This window comes from Zobellia galactanivorans (genome assembly GCF_000973105.1).
GTDB lineage: Bacteria > Bacteroidota > Bacteroidia > Flavobacteriales > Flavobacteriaceae > Zobellia > Zobellia galactanivorans.
This window is the reverse complement of the sequence record NC_015844.1, coordinates 2,842,020-2,862,376: the sequence shown is the minus strand read 5'-3', so window position 1 is coordinate 2,862,376 and position 20,357 is coordinate 2,842,020. Positions and strand designations below refer to the sequence as shown.

3 protein-coding genes are annotated in these 20,357 nt (G+C 46.9%); 2 read left to right on the top strand and 1 reads right to left on the bottom strand.

Annotated elements, in window-relative coordinates:
* Nucleotides 1-25 precede the first annotated feature (25 nt).
* A complete protein-coding gene (locus ZOBGAL_RS11440; RefSeq protein WP_013993770.1) occupies nucleotides 26-18,637 on the bottom strand; it encodes a PKD domain-containing protein in 18,612 nt (6,203 codons plus the stop codon).
* Between the two features lie 728 nt (nucleotides 18,638-19,365).
* Between ZOBGAL_RS11440 and ZOBGAL_RS11430 the strand changes: the two genes are divergently transcribed.
* Nucleotides 19,366-19,665, top strand: a complete 300-nt coding sequence (locus ZOBGAL_RS11430; protein WP_013993768.1) for a hypothetical protein — start codon at nucleotides 19,366-19,368, stop codon at nucleotides 19,663-19,665.
* Between the two features lie 50 nt (nucleotides 19,666-19,715).
* Nucleotides 19,716-20,351 (top strand): SanA/YdcF family protein, encoded by a 636-nt coding sequence (locus tag ZOBGAL_RS11425; RefSeq protein WP_013993767.1) that lies wholly within the window; start codon nucleotides 19,716-19,718, stop codon nucleotides 20,349-20,351.
* Nucleotides 20,352-20,357: the final 6 nt, after the last annotated feature.

Genomic DNA, 20,357 nt, shown 5'->3' with positions numbered 1-20,357 from the left:
TCCCTTTTCTTTTTTTACTTCATGCTTAGCGGTGGTCAACGATCAGTTTACGATCAAACACCTCTCCGTCGCTTATGGCAATTCGGAGGAAATACACTCCGTTCGTCAAGCCGGAAACGTTCAATTCATATTCGTCCTCACCCGTTTTCAGAGCTTCCCCCAGGTGTACGCTGATCAATCGGCCCGAGGCTTCATGAATGCGTACCTGTACAATCTCGACCTCCGGGTTATCTAACCTTATTTTGGTTTGCACTACCGCGGGATTAGGAAACAGATGTACTGCATTAGGTACCTTTTCGCTATAAAACTGGGTATCGGCTATTGCTTCTACTTCTAGGTTTCCTGCGATAATTTGTTCTTCGAACGTTTTTCCACTACCTCCACAATTCGAGGCCGTACCCCCAAGACCGGAAGGTAGGTCGCCGGTTTTGGTCAAGAACAATTTATCGAGCCCCAGACCATCTTCCCTGTGGCCAATTTCAATTTTATTGATACCCTCTATAAGCTCAAAACTTCGGGGTTTGCTCAATTGTTCATTAAGGTGTACCCTGTGCCATACGAATTCATTACTGGCGGGAATACTGTTCCATCGCACCCAAGCCCCGTTGTTCACACGGATCCAGAAACTATCGTTGACACCTGACGGCGTCCTTACGAGTCCGAAAATAGCATAGGTACCTTCGCTTACCGAAACATTGTAGGTCAATACCGCAGCCCCTATACTTCCAGAGGAAGAGTTAAAGCCTGTGGGTGGCACCACATATTTGCCACCTGACCGGGAGGAATCCTCGACTACGGTCCATCCCGAACCAAGCACACCACACTCCGCCTCTAACCAAACTTCTTCTTGGGTATCGTTATTGACCGTAACAGCGACCTCGTCAAAAGCGGTCCGGCCTTCATCATCCGTAACCGTAAGTCGCAGTACATATACCCCTTCGACCAAGAAAACGGCCTGTAACTCCAGTGTATTGCTATTGGTCATAATGGCCGTATCCGGTCCTGAAACCTGAGACCATTGGTAACTTACGGCCCCACCGTCAGGATCATGGCCGCTTCCCACCAAGCTGGTTTCATTGGCTGACAAATCGATTTCAATATCATCACCGGCATGGACTACAGGATCGAACTGAAGTACGGAGCCGCTTCCTATGATCTCAATGGCCGACAGTTTGGGTTCGTTTCTACCATCGCTGCCTTCCGCATCGAAGACCAAGTTCAACCGACCATCCTCGATAGTCGCATTAAAGCTTTTTATCACTATGGTCTCCGAACCTGATTCTGCAATAATATCAAAATCGTCGAGTATTTTAGTGCCTTCCATTTCTACATCAAAGACGCGTCTGCCTACTGCTCCCGAAGCCCCTCCTTGGGCGCCCCAAAAGATTTCGGCAAAATGAAGCACCACTTGATAGCTTCCGTTCGGAACGGGAATATCATAGGCAAAGACCGGTGGCAAGGCACTGCGTTCCGTTTTATACAACTGGGGTACATTGGCACTCGCATTGGTATACGCCTTGCCTCCCACAAAGTATTGGTCGGCCGCAAACACCTGACCGTTATGGGTCATTTCAGGTCCACCGGCATTGATCCGTAAGGCAAAGTCGTTGACAACGGGCTCATCTACCTGAACGGTGACCGTATGTGTATCGGTCTTCCCTTGGGCATCGGCAACGGTCAGACTGACCTCATATACACCAGGATCAACAAAGGTATGAACGGGATTCATTTGTGTAGAACTACCGCCATCTTTAAAGTCCCATGTATAGGAGACCACTTCCACATCATCGATCGAACCGCTACCGTTAAAGTTCACTTCTAGCGGTGCCACACCATTTAAAGGCGTTGCACTGGCAAAAGCGACCGGCGCTTCGTTAACGGCACCTACACTAACAATCTCAATGGCCGATAGCTTGGGCTCGTTTAGCCCATCCGGTGCATTGGCATCAAAACCAAGGTTTAGCACGCCGTCGACAAGGGTTAGGTCAAACGTTCGGGTCACCACGGTCTGTGGTCCCACTTCATCGAAGATATCGTAATCGTCCAAAATGGTATTTCCTTCCATGACCACGTCGAACACACGTTTTCCTACAGCACCCGTTCTTCCACCTGTAGCGCCCCAAAAGATCTCTGCAAAATGCAAGGTCACCTGATATTCACCGTTTGCCAACGGAATGTCATAGCCAAAATTAGGAGGCAATGCACTGCGTTCGGTCTTGTACAATTCAGGTACTTCGGCACTGGTATTCGTATAAGATTTACCTCCTACAAAATCACGGTCCGCCACGTAGACCTCTCCGTTATGGGTCAATTGTGGGCCTCCCGCATTGATTCGCAAGGCAAAATCACCCACGACTACCGGCTCTTCGACCACCACGGTCAGGGTTTCCAGATCGGTAAGTCCTTCTGAATCCGTCACCGTTAAGCTTACGGTATAGGTTCCTTCAGTGTTATAAACATAGACCGGATCGGCCAGCGATGAAGTATCACCGTTTCCGAACGACCATGCGAAATTTAGGTTTTCCGCACCATCGTCATCAGTTGAATTGCTTCCTGAAAAACTCACCTCCAAAGGAGCCTCCCCATTTAAGGGCGTAGCCGTAGCCACGGCCTCGGGTGCCTCGTTCGCTGCTTCAACGACGATAGTCACCACATCCACACCAACTTCACCTTCCTCATCGGCAACGGTAAGGGTAACATCAAAACTCCCTGCATTGGTAAATGTATGTTCAACAAGGGCTCCTGAACCATTTGCCGTTCCATCCCCAAAGTTCCAAGTATAGCTTACAATATTTTTATCATCACTAGAACCATTGCCATCAAAACTCACGACCAAAGGAGCCGTTCCTGTAGAAACATTTACCCCTATGGATGCGTATGGTGCCTGGTTCTGTTGTGTTTCTTCCTGAACACTTACATTCTCGAACACTGCCGTCGTAAGTTCATCATCGTTATGGGAAGTGGTAGCCAGGCCTACAAAGATAGTTTCGTCCATAGGTAAGACCTTCGATCCGACGAGGGTCCAATTTCCATTTGTTTCAGAAACATATCCGGTAAAGGTATTACCCGAACGCACTAATCGCACATAGTGGGGGAAGCCTCCCGGAACCGATTGTGGCGTTGTAAAGTTGGCACTACCCATTGCAGCACCCTTGACCGGACGATCTTGGAAGCTATGCCCTACCCCACCTAAGTTGTTGGGGTTAGGCGAAATGACCATTTGGGCAAGAACCGAATTGGCATCCAGATCATTTCTCATCATGACCCCTGCTTTGGCCCAGACACTGGTTGCTTCCAAACTCATTACTTGTGCAACGATTTCACCGTCACCGGTCAACTCTCTGTATACGTAATGGAACTCATCGGCACTGCCCCAAATATCGGTACCTGAAGCAGTGACCTCATATCGACCGTTCTCAAAACAGGTTTCTCCCGCTATTTGAACCGAGCCTATATCGCTATTGGCCCAAGTATCAGGCAATGCACAAGGAAGAACCGCGTCATCTTTACTTAATATCTCAATACCCGATAGTTTGGGTTGATCGATACCATTGGTGCCCCCTGCATCAAAATGCATATTTAAAACACCGTCTTGTACCACAACCTCGAACGTTCTCACCACTGGGGTTTCCGGACCTGACACAAGGTTAATATCGAAATCATCAAGTACGGTGCTTCCTTCCAAAGAAACATCAAAGACACGTTTCCCTACGCCTCCGGAGCCTCCACTTGTAGCGCCCCAATAAATTTCAGCAAAGTGCAGGGTCACCTCATAGGTGCCATTTTCCAAGGGAAGGTTATAGTCAAATACAGGTGGGGTAGCACTACGCTCCGTCTGGTACAACCCAGGCACCAATGCATTGGCATTTTCAAATACCTTACCGCCAACGAAGCCTTGATCCTGTACAAAGGTTTCCCCTTGGTAAACAAGCTCTGGGCCACCTACGTTAATCCTCAAGGCAAAGTCAGATACCACAGCCTCTTTGGCCTCTACCTGCACGGTAATCGCATCTACCAAATCACCTTCATCGGTAACCGTCAAGGAAACATCGTAAACACCTGCCAAGGCATAAGAATGGTTTACGATAGCCGTAGTAGCCGTATTTCCATCCCCAAAATCCCAAAGATAGCTGAGCGATCCTTCGGGATCGTTCGATGCACTACCGTCAAAATTAAACGATAGGGAGTTGGCCCCGTTCAATGGCGTGACTGCGGCAATAGCGGTCGGCCCTGTATTAGGCGGTGCCGAAACCGTAATCGTCGTCGATGCCGTTCCTATTAAATTCCCATCATCTATAACGGTAAGGACGACTGTGTAAACACCAACCGAGGTAAAGGTATGGCTCGTATCAGGATCGGTGCTATTTGCCGTTCCATCTCCAAAATTCCACTCGTATCGTAAGGTAGCCGGATTTTCATCGGTCGACCCACTCCCCACAAAATCAACATACAAGGCAGCTTCCCCTTCCTGTACACTACTTTGAAGCATGGCTACTGGAGCTTGATTCTGAGGGGTAACGGTTATGGAAACCGTTGCCGTAGCCGAAAGTCCCGTTTCATCTTCAATCGTGTACTCAAAACTATCGGAACCGACATAACCTGCGTCGGGCGTATACAAAACAGAGAGCCCATCGCCTTGAAGCACAGCTTCCCCATTTTGAGGTGTATCTACGGTAACAATCGTAATGGCCTGACCATTAGGTTCCGTATCGTTCGCCAACAAGCCCTCCAAAAGAATGGCCTTATCTTGAGTCGTTTCTATATCATCACCCACGGCAAGCGGAGCTTCGTTTATAGCGACCGTCAAGGTTGTGGTAGCCGTAAGACCATTGAGGTCTACCGCGCTCAATACCACGGGCACACTACCCGTAGCATCTATAGGGGCTGTACCCGAAACCGTAGCGGCCTGGGCATTATAGGTCAACCAAGATGGAAGGCTTCCCCCGTTTACCGTAGCTGTTACGGTCAACTCATTACCCACATATCCTTTGTCAAAATACGAGGCGACATCTATGCTGAACTCCTCCCCTACATTGGCCAAATACTCTTGGTCGGGCTGCGCCGTCGGTATGGCCTGAGGACGGATGTTTATGAAATAGAACGTATTGTCGTTCCAATCACAATTTGCCGATCCCGCACCGCAACCGTTCTGAACAAAATCTTGTAATACGATATATTCGTTCGGAACTATATTGCCATTGTGGTCGATTACCTTGTAAACCCTAGCCCCCAACAAGTCAGGTCTATTCCCTGAAATATTGTTTCCTCCGGTCGTTAGGTAATTGGCAACCGCAATTCTAAAAGGCTCGGAAATCGAATTACTAGTATCAAAACTAATTACTCCCGAACCATTCTTAGGCAATAAGGTCTGGTAGTTGCTTCCCGTATGGGAAAAACTGATTCCACCAACGGTTTCCGTACCACCGACCTCAACAAATCGGGCTCCGTTTGAACCCGTACCGTGTAAGGCCGATAATTGAATACCGATAACCGGTTGATTTGGATCTGCCTGAACAAAGGCATCGCTCAAAATCAAATCTCCTTCATAGCCTGCCTCAATATTTGCCTCAATTGGAAAATTGGAGCTTGGTCTGTAGGCAAGGTTATTGGGCGGGGTAATACTTCCCTCATCGTTAACAATACTCAACATGCTAGATTGGAAACCAAAGGCATCGAAGACTTCCTGTGCATTGATTTCATCCCCTCCTTCAGGCTGGGGCGCGTAACCTCCGTGAAGCACGGCGGTACTGCTCAACGCATTGTCCGCACTCGAAACAATTTCAATATCTTCTACAAAAATACCATTGTTGCCACTTCCCGTAGTCGCTATAAAGGTAATGTCTACATCGGCATAACTTCCTGACGGAATCGTAATAGGCAATTGGGCCGTGTTCCCGTTCGCATCGAGTAATTCAAACGTATAGTCGTTGGCATCGGATATATTGACTTCGGTCACGACTAAATCACCCGTACCCGTATTATTCAAGCGCATGACATTTGTATCATGAAATTGAGCGGAGCCGGGACTACCCAAGCGATAAAAGGTATAATAATCATCTGCCGGAAAACCTCTATCGGTACCTGGTACCTTGGTCATATTTTCTATGGCCAACAAAGCACCCGTTGGGGTTTCTATAGTAAAGTTGTACGTCTTGGCAAAACTATTGCCATTGTTATCCTCGGCCGTAACGACAAGGGTATGGTCTCCTTCGTCGGCTATATCGAACGCGTCGGTATAGCTTTCAACCGGCGCTCCATCAAGCACATATTCTATAAAGGCTATGCCTCCACTTCCGCTTTCATCGGTAGCCTCTAGAGCGATATTTACCGCTCCCCTAAACACATCGGTAGCTCTTTCATTTCCATTGAATGTCGCCAAAATAGTTGGTGGCAACAAGGAGCTATCAACAGGGGCCAACCGAATATAACTCACCTTGGCGTTATCTCCGGCAGGAGCCAAAGACAATCGCAGCAGACCATCGGTCACCTCTACCCGTTCGGTATTTTGAAAACTTTCATAACTCTCGGGAACGATACTTTCTTGATCATAATCGACCACAACAACCCCATTTACATCTAAGACATGGTTGCTGTCCGCATAATCGGGATCACCGGCAACACCAATATTCACTGAGTAGATACCATTAGGCACCTCTACTATCCAATCGCGGAGCGGATAGGTATTGGCCGACCTATGCCCTACAATGGAAAAGGTCTTTACCAAGGCATCGTCGTTCGTACCCGTATTTCTATTCCTTGCATTGGCCGCGGCATCGGCCGGGGTAAGCGTACCTGGTATTACCCATCCATAGTTAAGGTCTCCGAGAACGGTATTTTGTACGCCATAAGGTGCACCGACATCATCGATATACCCCTCTGGGGATACCTCCAATTCATCCGGATCTTGAAAATTGAACTGATAGGTATAGACCAACTCGTTGGTAATTTCCAAGGCAATACTCACAACGTCACCTTCATAGTTTGCCGCCGAAGCGCTGATCGTAGCCTCATAAGACCCGATGGGCAAACCTGCAACATCGACACCCACTTCAAATGCCGTACCCATTTCAAAGGTATCGGGAAGAACAACCCATTCCTCGGTGCTTTCCAAATTTATTTCTGATGAGGTAATCCCTCCGTTTCCGTTTAATGTCAACGATTGTAAAGGCACGTTCTCTTGGTTGATCGAAGTAAAGAAACTCATATCCTCCTTATCAAAATCCAAGGCCAATACGCCACTTTCGAAAGGAATTACATTATCGATGATAAACATATAATCTTGATAATCGCCATTGGAGGCATCCTCAAAAGCTATGAGGTAGCTATTTTCAACAGCATTTCCTTCCCTATCATTTACGGGATATATCCTAACCCTATGGGCCACTCCACCGGTGTTAATTGCATCTTCGGTATAATTGAACCTACCAAAGGATTGCGATTCCACGTAGAATCCGAATACCGCGCCTTGGGGATCAAAGGTGTCGGTACCTGAGGAAATGGGCGGAAATAGGGTCTGTGCATTTGCTATATCATCTGCCAGCACCCCTACTTCATGGGTGACCACGGTTCCATCGTTGGTATACCAACCGAAAGGCAATTCTTCCCTTGGGGAATAGCGTCCAACGGGAGTAACCTTAACGGGTTGCTCGGATGCCTTCACCCATCTTTCCACTTCTACCTCATCACCTACAGGAGAAGGATCCGTGGAGCTAGACAAGGACGTCCATCCTACCGAAATACCGATTCCCAAAGCATCGACAACATCTTGCAAGGCAGGTTCCTGACCTCCTTCAAAACCAGATTTTTTCAAGGCATGCAACCCTATTTCAAGGCTGGGGGTATCTGTATCATCACTTTCTAAAGTAAGTACAGCATCTTGATAACCTAAGTCCGCTCCGTCTAAACTGGGTGTATAGGTCAAAGTATATATTTGACTTTCCCCTGGGTTTAGCGTTACGCCGCCCGAAGGTTGAATAGCACTGAATTGACTTGCGAAAGTACCTGTTAGGCTTGCACTCGCAATATTTAGCACGGCATTACCGTCATTGCTTACCTCTAAAGTTTTTGTATCGGTGTTGCTTCCTTCGTTGTTCGTTGTCGCTTCAAAAATGAGCTCATCGGGAGTAGCCACTATGGATGGCCCCATGCTTGCCGGCGTAGCCGCCCTTAGCAGGGTCAATCGAGCAGTTCCGTTATTGTCGCGGTCGTATTCCGAAATATAGATATTCCCTGTTGTGGGGTCTTCCACCACATCCAATGGATCATCAAAACCACTAAGTCCTGGAATACTACTATAGGCTTCGGCAATATCGCCGCTTGATTTGGGGTCCAATACCAATAAGTCGTCCTGTCCGCTAAAACGGACTACCATAAGAAGGCCCTGTAATTTTCCTTCAAAGGCATCACTCTTATATTCTATGGCTCCGTTGGGCGATTTGTTCTTTCCAAAATCAAATGCAGGTTCACGATAATTTGGATCTGGCGCCAAATCATCGGGGTATTTGCCCACATCGGTATAGGAGGCCTCCACCTGACCGGGCAATCCACTATATGAAATACCACCGTGATTCAAGATAAACTCGCCCCTGTAAGGGTTGGGGTGGCCATGATACGACCCTCCCTTGGTCTTGAACAACCAGTCTTTTTGTGTTTCCCCGCCTAGTAATTTAGGAGCATTGGGTATTGTGGTCAAGCCATCGATACGCCTTGCCAACGGATAATCAGAAGTTGAAGGCGAATTGGGCGAACTATTATTGTTACCGGCGGTTCCATTGGTAGGCACATATAACCAACCATTGGAATGCCATACCAAATCATAGGCATTTCGAATACCCGATGCGAATATGGTCAAGGGGGAATTGGTCGCATACGGATTGTAGGTAGCATCACTCATTTGCAGACTACCGTTTGGAGCGGCATTGATCACCGAAATATCATCGGTAGTATACACGCTCAAGGGTAGGCTATTGGGCAATTTGTCCAATTCCAACTTTAAGATAGCCGCGGCCAAAAGGCGTTCGGGCCTATTGCCCCAATTGCCATCGGGACTACCACCTGCCGAGTTACTACCTTGGCTGATATATAAATCGCCTTGGTCATCAAAGGCTATACTGTTGGTCAAGTGATCGTTTACCGACCTAGGCAAATGGATAACAAGATCTTCTACCGTAGACAAATCCGATCCAGTCAAACGCGAGAGTTTGCCATCCCACTCCGGTCCACCCGAAATAGAGGCCTTACTATGGGTTACATAGGCTACAAGATTATCGGCAGTAGATGCTGGATCGAATGCCAAACCAATGATCAATCGGTCATCGTTGCCCCTAGCGCCGGTTTCAGGATGGGCCGAGCCTTGTAAGGGTGGACTTAAAATCTCTAAATTGCTCAAAGTGCCATCAATAGCCATATCCCACCTATAAATTTGGCCATCTGAATTAAAGTTGCCAATGGTACTGGCATATAGCTTACCATCGGGTCCGATCACCAAACTCGAAAAACGTTGGTTATCTACACCGGGGCCTAAATTGGCCACACCCGAAACCTTGGTAAATTCAACTCCTGTCAAATCTCGAATAGGTATGGTTCCATCATCGAGTTCGCCCGTTTCAAATGTAGATTCAAAAGCACGGAAGGGTATTCTATCATTTAAATCGCCCCTTCGGTTTGCCTCTATGTCACTCGTAAGAACAAAGCGATAGGTCGTAAATTCCTTTAAATCTTGAATCGGGGTCAAGGTAATGGCGTCTCCCCCTCCCGTATCATTGGAATTGGAAGGCACTATAACATCTCCGCCTGCGGTAACCTCAAATAGATTAATATTGCCCGCAAGGGTGTTATTATCTATTTCATAATCATCAGGAACGATAACCTCAACGTTAATCTGAAAATCTTCGATTCTCACATCGTTGGCATTATCGGCGGGATTAACATTGGCGAAATACGGTTGGACAACGCCACTGCCTTGGGTAATTTCCAAAGAGTTCAATTTTGTATTGAAACCACCGGAAGCATCTATGGTAAGCCTACCATCGGTAACCGTGACGTTGGCCACTCCCGAAGAGAACCTAGTAGAAGCGCCCTCGACCCCAGTAGGCGAATACCTATTTATGGCATTGACACCTTCAATGTTTATGGTATGCAAAGGTTCCGTACCCGCCTGACCATCAACATTAGGATCACCTACGCCTACGGCCACCGTGTAATTTCCATTGGGTACCTCCATTTCCCAAATTCCCTCTTGCCCCTCAGGTTTTACGTTTTGATACTGCATATGCACTAGGGTATTCCGTAAAATGTCGATTCCCGCAACCGCTCTATTGCGAACCCTTTCGGAGAGGTCCAAGCCCGTTGTTCCGTCAGTAGCCAACCAACCGTAGCTATATCCATTACCGCGATCGGCATACGCCAAACCAGAATCTACCAGATATCCTGAAGGTGGTACGTCTTCGGGAAGCGAAAAATTGATCTTAACCGGCTCAAAGGCCACCACATCATCGGAAACTATCCTAAAATGTTCGAAAGTATGATTTACATTGGCAGTGGTTTCCCTTCGTTTTGTATTGAAGATACCCGCGAAAGACAAGTTATCATAAGAAGAATTTCCGGCAACAAAACCCAAGGGTAGTGGCAAAGAACCCACTTCAACCTCAGCTCCACCGTTCAAGGAGTAGTATCCAACAAATAGACTGTTCTCAACATCCACGAATAACCGCAGACCTACGTTACTCGAATGTAAGTCCGTAATATCATCGGCTTTAATGGATTGTGAAGTCGACGAAAGACCATCTAATTCAGACAGTAATTCTACCCTATTGCCATTAGAAGCCACCAACTTTACATAGTTATCCTCATCGAGACCGAACCACACCCCGGCCTGCTCCGAATTATTCGAGCCATCGCTATACGGGTTCACCAAGGAGGTTTCTATACTAAAACTTCCGTAGCTATCGGCATCGACGGCTACCCCCAAGGTATTGATCTGTGAATTTACATCTGTGCTCGTTCCGGCACCTGGACCATTACGCAGATAGGCGATACCATTTGCGGCATTTAGAACCAGATTGCCATTGGACAAGCTTATCCTACCGGGTTCGTACCCCGGAACATTGGGATTGAAAGCAGTGCCATCTACCGCCAGTCTTGCCGAGGGATTATCGACCATGGTAAAGCCTGTATTGGCCAATCCGCCTTCGGTCCCGTCAAAATTCAAAGAAAAGGGCAAGCTTACTTCAAGCTCGTCACATTCTAAAATACTAATAGGGGAACAAGCTAGGCTAGGTGCATCGTCAAAGGGTTTGATATTTCTGACAATGACGACAATATCTTGGTAGTCAAATCCGGAAATATGTTCCTCCGTAGCGATAATATAGGCATTCTCTTCCCCAGGAAGCTCATATACCCGCACATGATGCGGAATGGCATCGGCGAATGTATTGAGGGCATCTTCGCTAAACAAATGTCGGTCGCCAAAGAATGGCCATCGACTATAGAAACCAAAACTCACCGCGCCTGGGTCAAATTCGGTTGCCCCCACGATTGGTGGGTTAAGTGTCTGTCCATTACTAGCGGGACTATTGGAAACCGTAAACAATTCCGAAGTAGTATTGACATCACCACTGACATACCATCCAAAGGCCACTACCGGAGTGGTATTGGTAGGTCCGTACACACTCAACAACTCTACGGTAACCGGGGCGTCAACGGCCCTTTCAAATTTTTGAACGGCTACCTCATCACCTAAAATATCATTATAACCGCTGCCATTCGGTAAATTAATGAGGTTGGTCGTCGGATCGGTATCCCCCACGTTTACGGCACCATCGCCTAACTGGGTATCCAATATCCATTGCAATGAAGGCTCATTATTTCCTCCCAGTCCCATTTTACCCAGACCGTTCAATGGCACGACTACGGGTTCGGCATTGCTGCCCGTCAAGGTCAATTCCGCCGATTTAGGTCCGTTCGATGTCGGTGTAAACAGCACCTGGAACGAGGCCGAGTTCTGAGCGTTTATCGAGGTCGGCAAACCGACAATCAAAAACTGATCTTGGTCCACCCCTGAAATTTGGGCCTGGACATCCACCAAACTGGCATTCCCCAAATTGGAAAGCAAAATCTCGCTCGTGAATGATCCCGAATTGGAAATAGCATCACCTGTTACCTTTTCCGTATCCAATACGATAAGTGGTGTAGGCGAAGCCTGATTACTAGGTTTCAGCAATACGATTTGGCTTCTTCCATAGTCCGATACATATATATTTCCGTTAGAGGTATCCTCCACTAAATCTAGGGGGTCTTGAAAACCTGTAAACCCTGGTATTCCCTCCTTAAAGGTCGATATATCCCCTCCTGATCCGTCGGGCACCAAGGCGATGATATCACTTCCCCCACTGTACCGAACCACCAATAAGGCCCCTTTTAAGTTTCCGTTTTCGGCATTACTCCGATATTCGATAACCCCGTTGGGCGATTTATTGAATTCAAAATCAAAGGCTGCTCCTCTATAGTTTATGTCTGGCTGCACATTGTCATAAGCAGATTTGCTAACATCGGCATCGCCCCGGTTTAAGACAAACTCACCTCGGAACGGATTCGGATGTCCGTAATACCCCATAGTGGTATTAGGGTTAATCCTGAACAACCAATCCCGCTGTACATTGTTTCCGTTTGAAAAGGGAACAACAGGATACAAGGGGTTGCTATGATCGTAAAACGAACCATCGGGCCGTCGTGTGCCATCAATAGATGCCGGAGCATTACTACCGCCTGCGGTCCCGTTCGCCGGTACGTACAATTGTCCATTGGAATGCCATACCAAATCGTAGGCATTACGAATACCTGTAGCGAACAATTTTAAAGGTGCATTTACGTAATACGGATTGTATAAGCCATCCAAGGTCGGGGAATTGACATCCACGTTGTTTATCGCCATGGCATCCCTCGTGGTCCTTACGTTCAATGGTAAAGTACCCGGTAAAAGGGAAAGATCCAACCTCAGCGTTGCAGCCGTCAATAAACTTTCTTCCCTATTGCCCCAAGAGTTATCGGGTTTCCCTGCGGCACTATTACTCCCTTGGTTAAAATAGATTACATTGGGTTCTCCGGGTCTAAACGTGAGACTATTGGTTAAGTGATCTTTGGTAGACCGAGGTAAATCGGTCACCAGCAATTGTTCGTTTTCTAGGTTGGCCCCAGTGAGTCTAGATATTTTTCCATCCCAGTCCGGAGCGCTATTCAAGCCTCCCGAATCGTGCGAAACGTAGGCGATCAAGTTAGACGAGGTAGCCGCAGGATCAAAAACAAGCCCCACGGAAGTGCGGCTTCCTCCATAAGCGGTTTTCCAAGCCGTAAGTACTTCCTCATCGGTCAGGGTTCCGTCCGTATCTATGTTCCATCGGTGAATATCCCCTGAGATTTCCAATCCGTACAACTTGTCATCAGGTCCTATGGTAAGGGTCGAATATTTTCCATTTGAACCCACGACGCCCGCATTGGTAAATGAAACGTTGTCCAAATCGGTAACCGGTCCGGTATTTCCATCACCTGTAGTAAATGAAGAAGTAAAGAATTCGAAAGGTTCCCCTACCAAATCCAACACCCCATCAATTTCAAAAACATAAACGGTATTGGCCTCCAATGGGAGGTTCGGTACCAAATTAATGGCATCGCCACCACCGGTTCCATTAACACTGGCCCCAATAGGGGTAGTACTCCCTTGTTTAAACAAGCGTACCGTAGCGTTGGTGATGGTCGTATTGTCAACCCCCGCATTACCATTGGTATCGGAGTTTGGAAGAAAGAGGTTATTGGCGGAAACACTAGTGCTCACCGATACCCCCGTAGCCCCCTCAGGTGGGGTTATCCCGACTACCTTTGGGGTCTGTATACCCACGGAAGTGGCCACTATCTGCACACTATTGATTTTTGTATTCTTACCGGATCCACCTAAGGGATCAAGGGTGAGTCTATTATCGCTAACATTTACTATGGCACTTTCCGATGTAAACCTGGAACTTGCACCGGCCGTACCCGTAGGCACATAGTCGTTCACCAAGGTCACCCCTTCGGCATTTATCCTATGGGCGGGAGTATTGGATGCAGGAGTATCGACATCGGGGTCACCTACGAAAACCGTTACCAAATAATCACCGTTCGGCACTTCAATTTCCCATTTGGCATCGGCCAGGTAACCATTGGATGCATTGGAGGAAACATCCCCATATTGCATATGTATCAGGGTATTGTTCAAGTCGCTTACCCCTGAGACGGCCCTGTTTCTTCCATTTTTGGATAAATCGGCGGGCTGTGATGTATTTGCATCCAACCATCCATAAGAAAAACCGTTACCCCTATCGGCATAGGCATCACCCCCATCTTTTTCATAACCTGCCGGAGCGTCCGTAACCTGATCTGAAAAATTGATGTTTACCGCAAAATCATTGACCGCTTCGGTAATTTCCAAATTGATCGTCATTTCCGCATTGGCATAGCCCAGATCAGGTTGATCGCTTGCAAAAACGGTAGTACCGTAAGAGCCTACGGGAATATCCGAGCGAACCTCAAATTCTATTTCGCCCAATACCGGATCCGTTGGCAAGATCAACCACGAAGCCGCATCGGGATCATCGGAAAGCACAAAGGTGGGATTACCCGAGCTGGCAGAAACGGTAACACTCTGCGTAGCGATATCGGAGCCCTGTTCCCCGCTAAAATTCAACTCGTTGATATCGAAGGAAAGGACTAAGGGCTCTGGCTCCCCTTCTACGGCAAAATCCTTGAACAGGGCCGTAATGCTTTGGTCTACATCCGCTCTTCTGTGCGTGGTGAATATTCCGGCAAAGTTCAATAGCTGTGCCGGATTTTCGGTATCGTAGGTACTTCCTGAAAAATAACTGGCCGGTACGGATAAACTGTTCGTTCCGCCTTGGGAGACCAAGACTTCGGTTCCTCCATCAAGCGAATAATATCCCGAAACCGTATTATTTACGGGATCAAATTCCATACGCAGATTAATATCTCCCGTATTTGAGGCCAAATTACCCGTATTCAATTCAAAGTAGGCCGTTTGGGAGGAAGTCCCATCCATGTTCTCTAAATGTAGCTGGACTTTCCTAGTCGTGTTCCCCGTTTTTGCGACCGCTAATTTTACGATATGATCCTCATCAAGCCCATACCAAATACCCGCCTGTTGCGAATTATTTCCCGCACTCAAGGAAAAATCGGGATTTTCGAGAGTAGCCGATACGCTGAATACGGTTGACGGTAGGGGCAAACCAAGGCCCAAGGCATTCATTTGTGAATTGGTCTCCGTACTATTCGGTGTGCCCTGAGCGGGCAACTGACTGTAAAAAATACCTTTAGTACTTGTTATTGAGAGTCCGGAAGCATCCCGTCCCAAAAGACCGGGAGCGTATCCGGTAATATTTTCATCGGCAAGGCCGTTATCAGAAGCCAACCTGGCACTCGGTTCCAACACCATGGTAAAGCCCGAGTCGGACAACTTGCCATTGGCTGTGGTAAAGTCGAGCGCTAAGGGCAGTGATGCTTCCAATTGATCACAAGGCAACGAACTCAAGGGGCTACAGGGCGAGACCTCAACCACGTCGTCAACATTGACCGTGATTTGGGCAGAAACGGTATTCGTTCCATCACCGACCTCGACCGTAAGTACATATTGTGCCACGGTCTCGGCATCTAAGGGAGTTAAGGTAGTCAGTTCCCCATTGTTGGGATCTAGGGCAAAGGTTCCAGCATCGTTACCTGCGGTAATCGCGTAGGTCAAGGGATCCGAATCCGAATCGGAAGCCACTAGGGTAGCAATGGAAGTCCCCACAGGAGCATCTTCCGCAATAGCAAAGACTTGATCTTCCATAAGGGGAGCTGAATTCAATTCCTCGGTCACTACTACGGAATAATCCGAAGCGAGACGTATCCCTCCAATTTTAGCATCGTTGGTACCCACCGAACTGATGAACAAGCGATCGATCTTGGGGGTTCCCTCTACTGTATGGCTTCCTGCCGCGGTCCATACCGTCTGGGCCAAATCGAGCTTGGGTTCAATGGTCCAAGAATAGTTAATGGTACCGGCTCCATCCCATTCGCCTTTTACCACGAACTGGAAGGTCTTATCAGATTCTACCGGTAAATTTCCGTTATCGGAACCGGGGCCTGCCAAGCCAATTCGGGCTATAAGGCCACTACTGCCATCACTGGCCACCTGTTCCCTTACCCATTGATCTCCAGGCACATCATCAGCGATGAGAATAGCCGTACGGACCCTGTTGCTTACGCTCCCCACCTTAAAATAGGTGCTAAAATAAAACGGCTGGTCGGCCTCCAAGGTTATCGGGGCTTCCGTTAAGGGTATCAAGTCGTGCGTATGGGCTCCATTGGAAAAATCAAGGGACTGGGTGGTGTTTGGGGTAATTCCTTCCCCTAAAACCGGTATGGCCACGTCAACGGGCTTCTCCTTGAGCCATTGCGTAGGTGCCACCTCATGTAAGTTACCCAGGGCATAGGTATCAAAATCATCTAAAAAGGAAAATGATGAAGGCGCAACCGACGTAACCGTCAAGTCTATATCCAATACGGCCGGAACAAAACCCTTTGCCGTAGCAATAACCTGTGCATTTCGGACATCCCCTACTAAGAGGGAAGTTCCGTCCATAGTAAATTCATATGATCCGATATCATTTTTTACAGGAAGGGTAAGCCAACCGTTACTAGCGGTTTCGTCAATATTATCATTGATGGCCAAACCAATATCAACGGCACCCGCACCGGCCAACTCGGCGACAAAGCTTGTGCTTTCCCCCGCTTCTATGGTTTGGTCGGCAGTAGCCGGAGTAAAGGCCAATATTCCGTTTACGGGGCTTGCGGTAGTTTCCACCACATCGATATGCGTGATTTTGGAGTTAAATCCACCTGTTCCGTCAATTGTCAACAGTCCATCGGATACCTGTACCACCATAGTGGAAGTACGTACTTCCTGCTCAGCGGGAACAAAAGCGGAAATAATGGAGTAGCCTTCAACGGTAGCACTGTGTCGACTATCGGTATTCCCCACGGCCTTATCCCCAAGTCCTATAGTTACCTCATAGACCCCATTGGGAATTTCCATTTCCCAGAACAGTTCGTTCTTTCGGGCCTGGGTGTTGCCCCAACCTGAAATATTGTCCCCTTGAAAATGGACCAAGGTCCCTTCCAATTTTTCCTGAAGTGGAGCCGCATTATAATTCGATATATTCCCTAGACGCATACGACCGACCCCTGTAGCGTTGCCCGCAACTTCCTCCGAAGCATCAAAAGGATTTCCTGAAGCGGCCAGTTTCCAACCATAGTTAAAACTATTGTCATTTAAAGTCACGGCAGCATTTCCAAAAGCTTTTCCGTAGTCGGCCAGATATCCGGCTGGAGGAATGGTCACGCTAGGGTTATCTTGAAAATTGATATGTGCCTCAAAGGGAAGTTCTTCCTTAACCACTATAACCGACCAATCTTGGGTCGTAGCGCCATCTTCCGCCGTAACGGTATAGGTAACCGGACCATTACTGAAATCAACGGGCACTCCGGATGCCGGAGTACTATTGGCCCCTGAAGAAAGTGTAATCTGCGGAGCCAAGGCCGTTAGGTCAGAAGTATTATCCACTTCTATGTTTATGGTATGTGCTTCGGTATCTATTAGCGCAGCCCCTGTTTCGTCTAGGAGTACAAAAGTTGAAATGTCCGTTTCCGTATTGGCCAAGATGATTTCATCAACAGAAAAATCCTTATACGAAACCACCATGTTTCCAGAGGTCGCCCTTCTGGTGGAGGTCATGATTCCAGCATAGGTCAAAGCCGCGCTTGCACCATCGTTGTCATGGTCGACCCCGGCAAAAAATGAAGTCGGTGCCGTCATAAATTCGTCCACCCCCGTTACCAGAAGCATTTCACCCCCGTCTAAACTGTAATAGCCCCTTACCGAGTTATCGGAAGGGTCGACCACGAGTTTGAACCCTATGGAAGATACCGTACTGGCCGCAAAGGCCGAAGTATTGAATTCCGACAGGATCAAATTAGCTGAATTTACAGGATCGGTCTGCTCTAGGAGCATCTGTATTTTTTGCTCGGTAGCAGAGCTTTTTACGACTACCAATTTTACAAAATTGTCTTCATTTAGCCCCAACCATATTCCCGCTTGTTGTGATTTATTACCTGCCGTAGCGGTAAAATCGGGTTGATCTATGGTAGCGGAGACCTCTATTACATTACTTCCTATGGGGAATCCGGTGCCAAGGGCGTTCATCTGGGAATTGGTAAGCGTACTATTGGGAGTCCCCGAGAGTTGGCTATAATTTATCCCATTGGTCGCCGTAAGGTTTAAGCTTCCGCCACTAATCGAAATATGGTCAGATAAGAGTCCGGGCACGTTCGGATCGGCACCAAGATCATCAGCCGCCAATCGGGAAGATGGTGGATCTACCATGGTAAATCCGGAATTAAGAACCCCCGCATCCGAACCGTCAAAACTTAGGCTCAAGGGCAATTCAGATGCTATTTCTGCACAGTTTAAGGTACTAATAGGCGAACACGGGGTCTGCCCAAAAGTAAATGTGGTCAACAAAACCAATACGGTCAGGAGAGTAATTTTTTTCATACGCTAATGTGTAAAGTTGATTTGGAATTCAGATTTTGAAGACGAAGCGCGTAAGCTTCGTTGGTATGGGGGAGAAAAATAAATGGGGGAGAAAAATGAGCACGAGTACTCGACCGGTAGATATACCGGATAAAATTGATGGGGGAAGATAATAGGGTAATCGGTAACGTTCCGAAATGACGAAAAACGTCACTCCAGACACTTGGTTTGGTCTGCTTCATTTTTAATAGGTCGGTTTGGTCAAACAACTACTAAAATCCAAGCAATATGGGAAAAATAAAAGGTAAGAATTCGTGGGGTTAATTGTTTTAAACCTAAGCGATTTATTTGGATTACCGCGATAACACAAATTTAAAATAGCTGATATACAGTCTTTTGTCGACGAAATGCATAGTGGTCGTTTTAACGTATAAAATCAATGATGTCTTTTCTTACGTCTTATTTTCATTTTTCTTATTTTAGTATGATACAATTACCTCTAGTCATAATGGAAAAAAATGCTCGAGGGCCTATTTTTTCTATTTTAAACCTTAAAACGAAGCAAATTGCAAGTCAATATCATTATTGTATTATCAAAAATCAGCCAATGAAACAGAAAAAATTGCACCACTCGTCGAAAAAAGCTGTGTGTTTCGCAATTATTGACGTTACTATCTGTATCTCGATTTACTGTATTCATTCGGCAAGCCTATTTTTTCAAACCGGGCCTCGCCCATAATTATAGCAATATGTCCATAAACTTCACCCCAACATCGAACAGGCCTGAAAAGAAAACATATGAACAGCATACGGAACACCTATTGGAAAAGCTATACCAATTAAAACATAGATTTCAATCTTCTTATTACGCCCATTCAGACGGCAAAAAATATGAGAAAGCCCGAAATTTCAATATACGCTTAAGCAATATTCTGTTCAAGGTGAACCAATTGTTGGGTACTTTTGAGACGGCACAGCAAAAAAACTACAATCTTATCGACAACGAGATCCAAAAACTTGAAAGAGAACTAAAGGAGCTAATCTGCTAAAGGCCGAAGTGGATTTCTTTTGACTATATTTATGGTCTACATAGAACTATATGAGAAAAAACTACTACAAAATATGTGGAGCGCTTGTTGCATCCCTTTTTCTACTTATATTTTTATGTAATCTCATCATAAGTTCGTCGGCTGAAGGAAAAACTTTTAACAGCCTTGAGGCCCTTCCTAAGAATAGGGTGGGTATCGTACTCGGAACTTCAAAAAAACTAATTGGAGGGCTTCCCAACCCGTATTACACCTTCCGAATAGAAGCAACCCTTGAGCTTTATCAGGCCCAAAAAATAGATTTTGTCTTGGTCAGTGGCGACAATGGCACACGTTACTACAACGAACCGAATACCATAAAGAAGGATTTGATATCCAAGGGCATCCCTGCGGAAAAAATATTCTTAGACTTCGCCGGTTTTAGGACCCTGGATTCAATGGTCCGTGCCAAAGAGGTTTTTGGATTAAACGATGTAACGGTTATATCCCAAGAATTCCATAATCAACGAGCCATCTACCTGGCCGAAAAGAAAGGTCTAAAGGCTATTGGCTACAATGCAAAAAGTATTAGTGGCAGACAGGGCCTAAAGGTTCGTTTACGCGAATATTTAGCGAGGGTCAAAGTCTTTATCGATTTACTGTTCAACACACAGCCCAAATTCTTTGGCGAGCGCGTTGACATCAAATAACCCCTA

Coding starts and splice junctions, on each gene's coding strand:
- ZOBGAL_RS11440 (WP_013993770.1), bottom strand. CDS start 18,637: ATGAAAAAAATTACTCTCCTGACCGTATTGGTTTTGTTGACCACATTT.
- ZOBGAL_RS11430 (WP_013993768.1), top strand. CDS start 19,366: ATGTCCATAAACTTCACCCCAACATCGAACAGGCCTGAAAAGAAAACA.
- ZOBGAL_RS11425 (WP_013993767.1), top strand. CDS start 19,716: ATGAGAAAAAACTACTACAAAATATGTGGAGCGCTTGTTGCATCCCTT.